Raw genomic sequence first — 13969 nt, forward strand, 5'->3', positions numbered from 1 at the left:
AGGTTAACAATAGGCTTTTGTTTTCTAACTTACTTGATATTATAGGTCATTAAATTGTTTGTTAGAGACACGTATGCGTACCTTATCAAGCTGGTGGCTACGCGCCATGGCTGAGTCATTCAAGTGGCAAGGTTTACCCATCAATGCGCTATTTTCACAAGCCCATATATCGCTGAATGATCTAAGCAGCCAAACAGCTCGTTATCCGCAAGCTAGTGTAAGTACGCTTTGGAAGCAAGCTCAGGCGATGTTGCCTGATATTCATTTAGGCATATATGTTGGTAGTACTATGAATGTGCGAGCCATACCTGTGGTAGGGATGGCGATTATTCAGTCAACGCAATTACTCAGTGCCTTTCGGCTTATTTTACGCTATCAAAAGTTGATGGGGGATACGCATAATGTGTCGTTAATTGATCATGGTGCTGAGTATGAATTGCGCTTTAATTTCAGTGATGGTGAGCGTGATATGTCATTGTTAAGTTATGAGGCACCAATGGCATTTTGTTTGAAAATAGCACGTACTGTAAAAGGAAAAAACTGGCATCCATCGCGTATTTGTTTACAGCGAAAAGAGCATCTTGCTGAAATAAATGAACATTTTAATTGCCCTGTCGAGTATGGAGCCAAAACTCACAGCTTATTTTTTTGTGAGCAAACCGATGCGCAGCCATTTATTGCGGGTCAAATCAAAGTTGCTACACAAAGTAATGTCAGTCATGTTTTGCGTATTTTACTTGAAGAGCATTTAACCCTAGGGGAGTTTGGCTGTAAAGATATGGCAAAGGCGCTCAATATGAGTGAAAAAACCTTGCAACGGCGTCTTGCTAAAGAAGGAACTAACTTCAGCCAAGAACTGGCGAACTTAAGACAACAAAGAAGCACCACACTTTTAGTTGAAACAGACTTATCACTCACTGAAATAGCGTTTTTATGTGGTTACTCAGAAGTGAGCGCATTTTATCATGCATTTAATCGTTGGTATGGCGTGTCACCAAAGACATACAGGCAAGAATTAAAACCAAATTCGCAGTAATATTTAATTGTTTTATGGGGTTAACCTTTCGCTATCTGCGTTAAAAAGTTCTCATTTTGGGTTGTATGGATGCAGGAGATACAGCAATGTAGGAGCAATTGCACAGCACAATTTAAAGAACGCAATTTTGCCTTGTTACCTACGAGCTTTGATTGCCTGAAAATAGCTCGCTTAATTAAGCGTATCGGTATAAAAAGAATAATAAGCAAACCAGTTTAAAGTGTAAAAAAATTTAAAACTCAAAGTTAAATTACTCAGCCATTTCTTCTATGCGGTTACGGCCATTTTGCTTTGCTCGGTAAAGTGCTTTGTCGGCCATAATAAGCGTATGATCAGCTACGTTGTGCGCATTAGGTTGGCATGAGTAAATACCAAAGCTTAATGTTAGTAACGGGTTCACTTTAGAATTAGGGTGTTTAATTGCGAGTCGTTTAATCGCTAGCTGTAACTTTTGGCAGAATAAAAAGGCTTCTTGCTTATTAGTAGCGGGGAGAATAATAGCGAACTCTTCACCACCGTATCTGGCTGCTAAGTCTCCTGGACGCTGACAATTTTCTTCAAGGGTTTTAGCAACGCGCTTTAATGCTTGATCACCTTGTTGATGACCTAGCGTATCGTTATACAATTTAAATGAGTCAATATCACACAGAATTAAGCTTAACGAGAGTCTGCTGCGGGCACAGCGTTTTAATTCTTGTTGTAGGGTAGTATCGAGTTGTCGACGATTAGCAATTTCGGTCAGACTGTCTCTATGAGCTTGCTCATGCAACTCTTTATTTGCAGCAAGTAACAGCTTTTGTATCTTTTCAAGTTTATTTTTATATTGCATATTTTTTAATGCATTTGTGATCATGTCGCCGACGAGTTTTATTCTTAACAAATCTGTTTGAGACCATTGACGGGCTTTATTAACGCAGTCACAACCGATGAAGCCAAATAATGTTTTTTCGACGACTAAGCCAATACATATAACAGATTGAATTCCCTCGTTAGTGAACTCCATTTTCTCTGCGCTGGCTTCAGGGGGTAATTCAGCGGTGTTTGATGCGTTAAAAATATGCTGAGTGTGCATTTGCTGAAAAAAATAAGGTAAAGAATCTTTTGGGATATTCTGTAGGTGCTCTTTAAAGGGCGTAATACCATCGTTTACCCACTCGTAGGTGTTACTCATCGATAATCCGTCATCACTAAATTCAAAAATGTAAGTACGGTCAGCATGGCAGTTTAAGCCTATTGTTTGCAGTGCTTTTTCTATTTGCTGACTCATATTTTCGTTTTGGATATCGATAAGTTCTGTTGAAATCTGAGAAATCAGCTCATCGAAGTCTTGGCTTTGGGCTTGGCTAGGTAATGTACGAGGTTCACACACAGTGATATAAAGGGAATCACAAAGTGTTGCAAATTTTAGGTCGAGCAGTTTGGCTGACTGAGTACGTCGGTTGGTGAGGGTTACAAACAAGGGATATTTGTTGTACGAACTTGGCAATAAGTCGGTAATGCCTAGTGATTCGCTACTTAGCGCGTTATTAAGTGCAAGATGAGTTAGGTTGAGTTCATCTGAGCTTAGTTGCTCTTCAATTGAGAATAGCGACTGTGCAGGTAAGTTAAAATAGAAACGATTGTGTTGCTGATCAAACATGATGATAGCTATCGGTAATGCTGCGAGAGTCTGCCATGTTTGCTCAATTGAACTCATTAAAAAACGACCTAAAACCAATACACGGTATAAGGTTACAATTTTTAACAAAATATTGATATAAAATTTTCTTTTCTCTCAATCAGAAAGCTAAAAACATGCGTAGCGTAAGAGATAAATAAGTTTTTAGTGCGTTTAGTGGCGTCACGTATTACAATTGAGACTGTATATCATTACTCTTTTTCCAGCGAATAGGTTTATCTCTTCTTCATGACAGATATTACGACTCACCAAGCATCTAGACGTCGCTTGCTAATTGCTTTAGCCATTACTTGCTCGTTTATGGTAATTCAGATCATTGGTGCGTATTTTTCAAACTCGTTAGCAGTGCTTGCTGATGCGGGGCATTTGTTTGTCCATAATAGTTCTTTATTTATCGCGTTAATAGCGTCGTCAATGGCGATACATTTTGCCAAAAACTTTAATGATGGTTATCAACGTGCAGAACTAACCGGCGGTTTAATCAATGGTATTCTGTACTTAAGTATTAGTTTGGTTATTTTATACGAAGGTGGTGAGCGATACCTACACCATAATGAAGGTAACCATCTCGAAATTAATAGCTATCTAATGTCTGTTATTTCAGCTATTGGCTTTTTATTTCATGGTGCCGCAGCTTGGGTCCTTTACAAAGGGCGCAAAGCGAGCATTAATGTATACGCGGTGTTTCTTCACTCATTTTTTGATTTAATTTCAACGGTTTCAACTTTTTTTGCAGGAATTTTGATTTACCTTACTGGCTGGGCTGAAATCGATATTATTTCGAGCATGTTAATTGCCTCTTTCGTTTTATTCACGGGTGTTAAAGTAATAATACGTTGCATTAAAGGCCTAGTTGAAAATAATAGTAAACTGCCTAATGTGGCTGAGGTTGAAAAAAGCATAGCTTCAATTGAGCATGTTGAAAATGTGCATAATGTAACGGTTGTTCGTCAGGATAACACTGTCATTGTCGGCGCGCATGTCGTGTTAAAACAACACTGTACAGTAGAAAAACATGATGAAGCGTGTCGCCTAAAAGTCGAAAAGCTTTTACTTTCGCGCTTTAAAGTTGCGAAAAGTGTCTTACAAATTGAAAGCCATGAATGCCACCCTATTAATTAAGGTGGCAAATTACCTTTTTTTCTTTTAATTTAAAGGTATCACTATAAGATAGGGTACCGCCTTTGCTAGTCCATAAACCGCCATATTTTAGCTTTTTTGCAGCTGTGTTGTTAGGAGCTGTTGCGGGTGTTACCAATCTACTTCCTATCTTTTTCTTAGATAGCTCCGAATTTTTGTTAGGGCAATTTTTTGTCATCCTAAGTTTACTGCTATTTGGTTGGCGATTTGCGCTTATCACATTTGTGATAAGCACTGGCTTTATTTTTTATCGTTGGGGGCATGCATGGCCCTCAGTTGTATTTGCTCTTGAACTTATCTTTTTGCACGTTTTTTGTTTAAGTAAAGCCCGACCTGTGTTCCTGCGCGGTATGATATTTTGGTTTATAGTCGGCTTGCCCTTACTTTGGAGTTTTGGTCATTTCACATTGGGCTTGCCAATTTTGACTATTGCCATAGCCTTGGCAAAATACAGCCTCAATGCAGCGATTTACTTGTCTGTCATTGATTTATTGAGCTTCTTCTTTAGCCGTTACTCATGGTATAAATACTATTCTTCGTTATATAAAATACTCAATTATATAGTAACTTTACTCATTATTTTGGTCGTTATTTTAACGTCTATAGTATTAACCAATAATCACTATTCACGCATTGAGTATGAGATCAATTCTCAACTTTATGAAAAAGCACAAGAAATATCGCAGACCATAGATACTCACTTAGAGCACCATAAAAAAGGTGTTCTTTTAACTGCAAAAAGTATTGCTTTAGGCGCTCCTAAACAAGCAATGTTAGAGAACATGGCGCAGTTATATCCTGATTTTAGAACGCAAATCATTACAAATGCAGTTGCTGATGTGACTCATTTTTATCCTAAATCTTTAGCAATTAGCCTAGAGCAATCTAAGATCCAACCAAATGTTTCAGATAGAGACTACTTTATTAATGCTCCTAACCATAGGCTTGGGTATGTGTCTTCTATTTTTAAAGGACGTGGGTTTGGTGCGCTTCCTATCGTGGCTGTTTCTGCTCCTATCTATATTAAAGATACCTTTACAGGAATTGTTGAAGGCTCATTGATGTTTGATTACTTTTCAAAGTTACGACCTAGTTTATTCAGCCATCAAGGTGAGTTAGTCGTGTTAGATTCAATGAATAAAGTGGTTTACAGCTCCTTAGATGACTTTATTGAATTACAGGAAATTAAAGACAATGAGTTGAGCGGGTTTGCAGATGAGACTCGCTTTAAGGTGCTTAACCCTGATAGTGAGCAGCAGTTTTATGTTCGTCAAGCACGATCATCAGAGCACAACTGGGTGGTGTTGACTATGCTTAATCGCAAGTATGCTAACAATGTTGCAGTGCATGCTTGGGGGCAGTCAATTGTAATGATTGTATTTATTATCTTATTGACCAGTATTTTTATAACCCAGCTTAGCCGCTGGTTGGTTGCGCCTATTTCAAAGTTAGCTGAACAAATTGATAAATTTGAACCTGAGCAGGCAAATACAGATGCATATTTGCCTAATACTTGGCTTGAAGTAAGCAGGTTGCAATCACAGTTTGCTAATTTAGCTAATAAACTAACACTGAGCTTTAGCCGCCTACGTCAAGTAAACCATGAAAATGAGCACCTTAACAGCAAGCTTAAGGACTTTAATGCACAATTGGAACGCCAAGTTAGTGATAAAACAAATGAGTTGGTAGAGGCCGTTAAAACTGCAAATCATGCCAATAAAACAAAATCGCAATTTTTAGCCAATATGAGCCACGAGATAAGGACGCCGTTAAATGGTATTTTAGGCATGACGCAGTTGCTTCTTGATAATCAAACCTTACCAGAAAAAGAACGCGAAGAGCTGGCAATGGTGCATCAAAGTGCCAACAATTTATTATTGATACTTAACGATATTTTAGACTTTTCAAAAATTGAAGCTGGAGCACTAAAATTAGAATATCGTGCTGTAGAGGTGAAAAAGCTGTTATATAAGTTAGCGCAAGTGTTCAGTAATACGTGTGTGAAGCCTAACGTTTCGTTTGAACTTGATATATCAAAAGACATTCCCGATTACGTTAGCTTAGATCCGCTTCGCTTCAGCCAAGTTATTAATAATATTTTAAGTAATGCGGGTAAGTTTACCGATTCAGGTGAAATTACTTTATCCAGTCGTTACAAAGATGGAATAATTGAAGTATGTATTCGTGACACGGGCATTGGTATTTCGCCAGACCAGCAAGCTATACTTTTCACTGAGTTTACTCAGGCTGATATTTCTACAACCCGAAAGTACGGTGGTACTGGGCTTGGTTTAGCGATTTCAAAGCGTATTATAGAGTTAATGAAAGGTGAGCTGAAACTTCAAAGTGAACAAGGTAAGGGCAGTGTGTTTACACTTTGTGTACCTGCTCAAATAAGTGAATCCACGCTTGTAGATAATCAATCTGTTCAGAAGCCAGAGCTAGCAGGTGTCAATGTACTGATAGTTGAGGATAATCCAGTTAATCAACTGGTACTCAATAAAATGATGCATGAAACTCAGTGTACAATTCAACAAGCCAGTGATGGTGTAGAAGCACTTAAAGCCTTAGAGAGCTTTGTGGCTGACATTATTTTAATGGACTGTCAGATGCCAAATATGGATGGTTATCAGTGCACTCAAGCGATTAAATTAGCGCCAGAACGCTATGGGCGAGCTGTTATAATTGCGATTACCGCAAACGCTTTTGAAGATGATCAAAAGCGTTGCATTGAAGCAGGAATGGATGATTTTATTTCTAAGCCTATTAATAAAGATGAGCTATATAATTGTCTAAATAAGTGGTTTAAAGCGCGTTTAGACGGCTAATAATAGCTTGGATGGTAGACTCCTTGTTAAGCTCATCGATCAGCATGGGCTTAGCAAAATAATATCCTTGTAGATCTTCACAACCCATCTTCTCTAAGAACTTAATTTGTTCTGTGGTTTCGACACCTTCAGCAATACAATAAAGCCCTAAATTTGTCGATAGCGCATGAATGGTTTTGATGATTGACTCGTTACTTTTATCTTGGCCAATGTTACGCACAAAGCTTTGATCTATTTTTATAACATCGATAGGAAATTGGCTTAAATAGGTTAATGAAGAATAGCCTGTCCCGAAGTCATCCAGTAACAGTTTAAAACCCGCATTTTTTAATTTTTGTAACTGCTTTGATGCTTTTATTTTATCCTCAAGTAAGGTGCTCTCAGTGATCTCCAAGCGCAGCTGAATTGGTTTTACCAAATGATTATTCAGTATCATCAACAAACGCTCTGTAAGGTTTGACTTCAAAATATGCATCGGTGATAAATTTAACGACAAATAAAAGCGAGGGTTTGCACGTAAAAGGGGCTTGAGCTCGGTTAATGCGCGCTCAAGTGCTTGCTCTGTTAAGACATCAATTAAACCGATTTCTTCAGCGATAGGAATAAATTCGGCGGGGGAGACAAATCCTTGCTCGTTTTTCCAGCGCATTAAAAGCTCAACACCGTTGATGGTTTTATTCCTAGCATTAACAATCGGCTGATAGTTATTAAATAGCTCGTCATCTTTAAAAGCATCTTTTAGTGCGTTTTCGAGTAACAACTTTTTAGTGAGCTGGTTATTCATTTGCTCTGTGAAATATTTAAAGTTGTTACGGCCAGACTGTTTTGCATGCATCATTGCAATATCAGCGTTGCGAATTAAGTCATCCGCAGTTGTTGCATCAAATGGATACAGAGCAACCCCGATGCTGGCCGATATATTGATAGAAAAATCTTCAATAACCACTTTATTACCTAGTTCATCGGTGAGTGATTTAACTAAGGTACTTAAGCTTTGAGGCGAGTGTAAGTCTTGCACTAGCACTAAAAATTCATCACCACTTTGCCTGCCTATTATTGCATTGTCAGGTAAAATTAAACTCACTCTTCTGGTGATGTTGCACAGTAACTGATCGCCCACCGCATGACCAAAAGAGTCATTGACAGGTTTAAATTTATCTAGGTCGATAAACAACAGAGCGGCTAATTTATTCTCTTTGCTGGCCTCATTAATACAGATATTTATTTTAGAATGCATTAACGTACGATTAGGTAAGCCTGTTAAAGGGTCATAGTTAGCTAGGTATCTAAGCTCATCTTCGGCACGTTTTTGCTCTGTTAGATCTGATATTACGATAACGTAGTAATTAATTGTTTGCTGATCTTTTGCTACGGCTGTAACACTTATGTGTACTGGGTGAGCGGGACTTTTTAAGGTGCGGATAAATGCCTCTGTCTTCCAGTTTTGTTTGGGTTTGAGGGTTTTTAAAACAGTCAAAAACTCAACGTAGTGCGCTTTTCCTATCGCACCTAAGAAGTCTTTTAAGCTCAAGTCTGCAATGTTATTCGGTGTGGCAAAGGCTTCGCTGAAACTGGCATTAGCTGAAAAAGGCTTTAATTGATTATCTAAAATAAGTAGCCAATCATTTATTTGACCGAAGGCTTCCCCAAGCACGGCGGCTTGCTGTGCATTTGCTTTTTGCTCAGTAATATTGCTATATATTCCTGATATTTTCAGCGGTGTATTATTTTCATCCGCTGCAACGACACGGCCAAGATCTTGATACCATAACCATTGACCTGCTTTGTGTCTTAGACGGTAGGTTACATTCCACTGTTGTTGATTGAGCTGTTTAGAAAAAGAGTCCCATTGATTGATGAATAAGCGTCGATCATGAGGGTGAATCAGGTTTAAAAATTCAGTGAGTTTAATTGTATCCTCGTATTCTTTATAACCTAATTCAGCCGCTATACGGTTATGGTGTATAGTCATATTTTTAAGGTTAGCTTCCCATACACCACTGTTATTACTACTTAGTGCAAGCTCAGTTTGTTGCTGGGATTTTACGATCTCATCATGCGCTTTTCGGATTGTTTGCTGACGAGCACGATACTGCCAAAAAATAATAAATAAAATAGCCAAAACAATCACTGTGTAGCAAGCGATTGCAAACGGAGAGGACCACATTGCATATGCCACGTTGAACCTTAACTGGCGGGTTGCAGTGTCAGCTTTAGTGAGCTCTGAAGTAGATGAAACCGACAACACATAATCACCAGGAGGAAGCTTTGTAAAAAGTACCTTATTAGTCGTTAGTTTGTCGTATTGTAATGACGTAGGGCCTTCTAAAGTCACTTTATATCGTGTGGTGTCTTTATTTAATGTGTCAAAGTTAGAAAAAGTGACCTCTAAGCCTATATCATCTGCGGTGAGTTGCAGCGCATTATCAGCGTATTTATAGGGGTGATAGTTAAGCTCTCTTGATAAGAGTGAAACACTGGTAATTTCAGTTGCGTTTTTCTGCGTACTGACTGGCGAAGAAAGAAAATCTTCTGGCGAGACAAGTAAGACGCCACGGGTTGAACCAAATGCTATTTGCCCATTAGCGAGTGTTGTATCTGCATCTATATTAAACTCGTTAACGGATAGACCGTCTCGTATAAAATAGCGATCTAACGTAAATGAGCTCAAATCTAAACGATATAAACCGTTTTGAGAGCTAAACCATAAAAACCCAAAACGATCTATTTGAAGCCCAAAAACTGATTTAGCCTGTAAGCCAGATGCTTGCCCAAAACGATGCTTAACTTCATAGGTTTCAGCGTCTAAGCCTATTAAACCTTCATGTGATGAAGCTAGCCATAACATATTATTGTGATCGATGACCCAGTCATCTATTAGAAAGAAAGCTAAAGGGTTATAGTTTTCTACTTTATATATTAGCGTTAACTTTTGGGTGGATTCATTGTAACGATAGAGCTTACCCGACAGGTTAAGCACATACTCATCAGGATAATTGGGGAAAGGCTTTAAAAATGAATTTGCATTGATTATATCTACTTGCTCTTTAAGCCCTTTAATGACATTTAATTCGCCAGTTTTACCGTTATAAGTGTAAAACTCGTCATTCGTTATAAAGGCAAATTGGTCAGGTTTTATAACGTGAAAACCCCAACTAGGCTCTGTAGATAAAAATGCCTTTGTTTTTTCACTGCCGTTAATGGGTATTGTCTTGCCTGTTTTTTTGTCAAACAGCGTCAATCCAACATACTTCATCAGCCATAGGTAACGGTTATTATCATCTAGTTGTGCTTTGCTAATACCATAAATACCATGCTCACCATGAAATGCTTTTTCATCATTGTTAACTAAGTACGCAGTAGTTTTTTTAGTTAACTGGTTGTATTTCATTAAGCCGTTATCGGTACCAATCCAAAGGGTATTATTGTCATCTTGGATAATTGACCAAATGTTATTGTCGTAATAACTTTGTTCATTCTTCAACTGGATATGTTTAAAGCGCTTGGCCAAAGTAGACCAAGTGAATACCCCTTGCGAACGTGACGCAAGCCAAAGCAGACCCGTTTTATCAACCATGACATCTGGTATAGTGTTATCGGTCATGTTGAATTTGCTTTGGTCGAAACGTAAAACAAATTCAGCGTCTAGTGTTTGTCGATTAAATTCAAATAAGCCTTTTTCGGTCACTATATATTCACCAAAAGGGCTGTCGGTATAATCCCATATATTGAGCTTTGGAATGAGTAACCTCGCTTTGTCATATTCAAGTAACTCTTTGTTGTTAAAAGGGATGTTATACATTCCTTCCACCGTTCCGACGAGAAGTCCTAGCTGTTTATCGATATGCAAAAATTTAACGTTTTTGTTGTCATCGTTGATGGTTTTTTGACTTGCCAATGGAATATACGAAATATGCTCATCAGCGAGATTCTTAGAAAACAGCCCATTTGAGGTACCTATAAATAGAGAGTTTTCATAGAGTTTCAGAGAGCGAACAAAATGTTCCTCTTTATTTATCGAGAATTCATGTAAAAACTTTTTTGATTGCTTGTGGTAGGAGTAAACGTGTTGGTTTATAGCGAAAAAGTAATCGTTATCACTTTCATCGAAAGCCAATATAGGTGAGAAAAAATTATCTTCAGGGTTTAGTTTTCCTGAATAGATTTTTTCAACATGCAAAGATTTTGGGTCAATTAAAAAAGCCCCTGAAAACTCGGTACTTACAAATAGTTTTCCATTGTTAGTCTTTGCCATGAAGGCAATTTGTCGCTGATCGAGTATGTGCTCTCCTGAAAATGGAGATACCTGGTAACCGTCATAACGATTTAAACCTTGGTAAGTACCAATCCATATAAAACCGAGATCATCTTGAACAACTTTAGTAACAGAGCCTTGAGTTAAGCCTTCATCTGTTGAAAGTCGCTGAATTTGCAAAGCATAATTTTGCGCATTCGCAACGTTAGGGAATACTAACAGAGTAAAAATGAAAATTAGGAGAAAGTGTTTAGGCACCGAATGTTGAACCCTAAATGATTATTTGCACAAAACTTTTAGTAAAATATAGCACAAATATGCACGTAATTAACGTGTAAGAAAAGATAATTTAGCATAATGTTAATTAAGGCACACAAATGTATCTATGTGCTATAAATACATTAATTAAAAATGACCCAAGGCCTTTTATGCGTCATCCATTTATATGTCAAAAAACGCAAACGATTTTACTTATCATTGATGAACAAGCAGGGCTTTCTCCTGTTATTAGCGAGTTTGCAGAGGTTGTTAATAATACCGAAAAGCTTTTAAAAGGGGCATCTCTTTTTGATATTCCAGTGGTTTTTACGGAGCAAAATCCTGAAAAACTGGGTGCAACCGACCCATCGCTTGCCCACTTTATGGCAACAAGCTGTAATATAGAAAAAATACATTTTAGTGCCTGTTTAGAGCCAAACTTTATAGAGTCGCTATCGCGCTTTAATCGTCCCCAAATTGTTGTTGCAGGGACAGAAGCGCATGTTTGTGTTTTACAAACGTGTTTAGATTTATTAACTGCCGATTTTAAATTATTCATTGTGGATGACGCTATTGCATCGCGCAACTCACACCATAAAAACATAGCAACAAAGCAACTTACGCAGGCTGGAGCTATAATAACCTGTACCGAAAGTGTGTTATTTCAATGGTTAGAAAAAGCAGGAACTGAACAATTTAGAGCATTATTGCCATTAATAAAGTGAACCATGATACGCATCAAACCGTATAGGCTCGGTTAATTGTATTTTTGTAAATAATTTAATAATTAAGGCTTTAACTATGACAAGTGTGCGCCGCCTTTTTACCTATTTGTTTCTTCTTTTATTTGTAGAGTCTTTGGTATTAGGGTTTATCTACTCAACCTTGTTAACCGGTGTGGTCACAGGCTTACTTTTGCTGTCTTTGCCGCTTTGGATGCTGTACCGCTTCCCAAGTAGTAAATTGACCGCTCATGTGGTTGCAGCTGGCTGCATGATGTTTTCGTTTTTACACATCCAACAAAGCTATGGACTTATTGAAGTTCACTTTGAAATTTTTATATTGATGGCTGTGCTAATCATGTTTGTTGAGTGGCGAGTGTTTATTACTGCACTTGCGTTTGTTGCCGTTCATCATTTAAGTTTTTATTTTTTACAAATCAATGAAATGGGTTTATATGTTTTTGACCCTGACAGATTGTATTTTAGTACCGTACTTATCCATGCTGTATATGCCATTGTTGAAGCTATTGTTGCGGGCTACATCGCTAAAACATTGCACCGTGAACGCAGTGCAGGGCTCTCGTTAAGTAATACTACAGAGCAAATTATGGCGGATGAAAACAGTATTAATATTAGTCTAAGAGCCGATGAGAGTCACAGTGAAGCGGTGGCGGGCTTCAATCGTCTTCTTGGTTTTGTTTCAAGTGTAATTGGTGATGTACAAAGTCAAAGTAGTGTTTTAAAAAATCAGTCTAAACAATTGCTTGAAGTACATGATGAACTGCACCAACAAGCACAGCACCGAGAGCAGTTATCGGCTGATATTGCACAATCAGGTGAGCGCGTTGCTGAAGGCTTTGCCCATGTTGAGCAAGAAAGTAATGAACTACAAACCCAGTTTGAAAAGCTTCATTTAAGTGCGAGCGAGGCATTAAATGAGGTGGCGAATACAGACAACAAAACCGCTGAGCTTGCTAGTAACCTTAAAGAGGCAGATCAAAATATTGCACTATTAGTAAGTGCATGTAGCCATATCTCAGACTTACTGAATGAGATTTCATCGATTGCTGAGCAAACCAACCTCCTTGCTTTAAACGCGGCTATTGAAGCGGCTCGTGCCGGTGAGCAGGGGCGCGGTTTTGCTGTGGTCGCAGATGAAGTTAGAAACCTTGCAACGCGTAGTAAACACACCACAGATAAAATAACGACAACCCTTGAAAGTTTGATGCAAAATAGTGCTTCATCGACTCAGTCAATGCAAGGGAGTATCACTCTGATTGAGCAACTATCGGCAATTAGCACACAAATGAAGCAACAAATCACTGAAATGACGGAGCAAGTAAATAGTGCTGCCACTAGCTCACAATCGGTTGCGCATGTAGTGCAAAACCAAGCGGGTAACACCCGTGCAATTGCCGAGAACTCACAAGCCTTAATTGCTAATCAAGACAATGATAACCATATGATTGAAAAGCTAACCGATCGTGTGCAGTTAATTGATGTCAGTATTGATGTGCTGGAGCAGGGTATTGCTAAATTCAAATAGCATAAGATTAACAGTGGCGACCCTTTTATGGGTTGTTACTGTGCTTGCTACTTTAGTTTTTGCTTACACCCAGCAAACAGAAACATTTGACCCCGATAACACGCTGTCGCAACCAAACTGGCTGTCATTGTTTCAAAATACCGTTGGGCTTAATGCAGTCGAAGGCGATACTTTGTATATTGTGGATGAAAACACCTGTGTCTGTTCCGCGCGCTCACAAGCGCACATTCAGAGCTTAACAGACTACGCTATCGAGCAGGGAGTGAAAGTAGTAAAACTAGCCCCGAGTATGGCTTTGTCTTCACTTATACCCGCGCAACCGGCTGCGGTACTTATTTCAGATAATCAAGAGTTGGCATATGCAGGGCCATTATCAAAAGGCTTAGCATGCTCGAGTCAGAACGGTTTTGTTGAGTTGGTAATTAAAAATTTACGTGCTGGTTTTAATAGTCAGTTCGTTAATTCTAATGCCAAAGGGTGTTATTGTAAGATTGGTTAAGTTTAAC

Annotated in this window: 8 protein-coding genes; 6 read left to right on the forward strand and 2 right to left on the reverse strand. The window is 38.4% G+C overall.

Features of this window, described 5'->3' with window-relative positions; all coding sequences use genetic code 11:
* Positions 1-73 precede the first annotated feature (73 nt).
* Positions 74-1036 (forward strand): AraC family transcriptional regulator, encoded by a 963-nt coding sequence (locus L0Z67_RS18085; protein ID WP_237115360.1) that lies wholly within the window; start codon positions 74-76, stop codon positions 1034-1036.
* A 250-nt stretch (positions 1037-1286) separates the two neighbouring features.
* On the opposite strand, the gene L0Z67_RS18090 is transcribed toward L0Z67_RS18085, so the two are convergent.
* Positions 1287-2732, reverse strand: coding sequence for a sensor domain-containing diguanylate cyclase (locus tag L0Z67_RS18090; protein ID WP_237115359.1), 1446 nt, complete (start codon positions 2730-2732; stop codon positions 1287-1289).
* A gap of 210 nt (positions 2733-2942) precedes the next feature.
* On the opposite strand from L0Z67_RS18090, the gene L0Z67_RS18095 reads away from it, so the two are divergent.
* Positions 2943-3836 carry a cation diffusion facilitator family transporter gene (locus L0Z67_RS18095; RefSeq protein ID WP_392353708.1) on the forward strand — a complete coding sequence of 298 codons (894 nt, stop codon included), beginning with the start codon at positions 2943-2945 and terminating at the stop codon, positions 3834-3836.
* A gap of 62 nt (positions 3837-3898) precedes the next feature.
* A complete protein-coding gene (locus L0Z67_RS18100) occupies positions 3899-6682 on the forward strand; it encodes a response regulator (protein WP_237127339.1) in 2784 nt (927 codons plus the stop codon).
* On the opposite strand, the gene L0Z67_RS18105 is transcribed toward L0Z67_RS18100, so the two are convergent.
* Positions 6660-11195 carry an EAL domain-containing protein gene (locus L0Z67_RS18105; RefSeq protein WP_405128747.1) on the reverse strand — a complete coding sequence of 1512 codons (4536 nt, stop codon included), beginning with the start codon at positions 11193-11195 and terminating at the stop codon, positions 6660-6662. The two genes, L0Z67_RS18100 and L0Z67_RS18105, sit on opposite strands and share 23 nt — an antisense overlap.
* 170 nt (positions 11196-11365) lie before the next feature.
* Between L0Z67_RS18105 and L0Z67_RS18110 the strand changes: the two genes are divergently transcribed.
* The 3 genes from L0Z67_RS18110 to L0Z67_RS18120 all read left to right on the forward strand — a co-directional run bounded on the left by L0Z67_RS18110 (position 11366) and on the right by L0Z67_RS18120 (position 13962).
* A complete protein-coding gene (locus L0Z67_RS18110; protein ID WP_167346329.1) occupies positions 11366-11920 on the forward strand; it encodes an isochorismatase family protein in 555 nt (184 codons plus the stop codon).
* A 76-nt stretch (positions 11921-11996) separates the two neighbouring features.
* Positions 11997-13463 (forward strand): methyl-accepting chemotaxis protein, encoded by a 1467-nt coding sequence (locus L0Z67_RS18115; RefSeq protein WP_237115356.1) that lies wholly within the window; start codon positions 11997-11999, stop codon positions 13461-13463.
* Positions 13464-13476: 13 nt separating this feature from the next.
* Positions 13477-13962 (forward strand): DUF6436 domain-containing protein, encoded by a 486-nt coding sequence (locus L0Z67_RS18120; protein WP_062567560.1) that lies wholly within the window; start codon positions 13477-13479, stop codon positions 13960-13962.
* Positions 13963-13969 lie beyond the last annotated feature (7 nt).

The organism is Pseudoalteromonas sp. PB2-1 (assembly GCF_045040605.1).
Lineage (GTDB): Bacteria > Pseudomonadota > Gammaproteobacteria > Enterobacterales > Alteromonadaceae > Pseudoalteromonas > Pseudoalteromonas arabiensis.

Bases quoted from the DNA above. Each gene is read 5' to 3' on its own strand.
- L0Z67_RS18115 (WP_237115356.1), top strand. From the start codon at position 11,997: ATGACAAGTGTGCGCCGCCTTTTTACCTATTTGTTTCTTCTTTTATTT.
- L0Z67_RS18110 (WP_167346329.1), top strand. From the start codon at position 11,366: ATGCGTCATCCATTTATATGTCAAAAAACGCAAACGATTTTACTTATC.
- L0Z67_RS18085 (WP_237115360.1), top strand. From the start codon at position 74: ATGCGTACCTTATCAAGCTGGTGGCTACGCGCCATGGCTGAGTCATTC.
- L0Z67_RS18090 (WP_237115359.1), bottom strand. From the start codon at position 2,732: ATGAGTTCAATTGAGCAAACATGGCAGACTCTCGCAGCATTACCGATA.
- L0Z67_RS18095 (WP_392353708.1), top strand. From the start codon at position 2,943: ATGACAGATATTACGACTCACCAAGCATCTAGACGTCGCTTGCTAATT.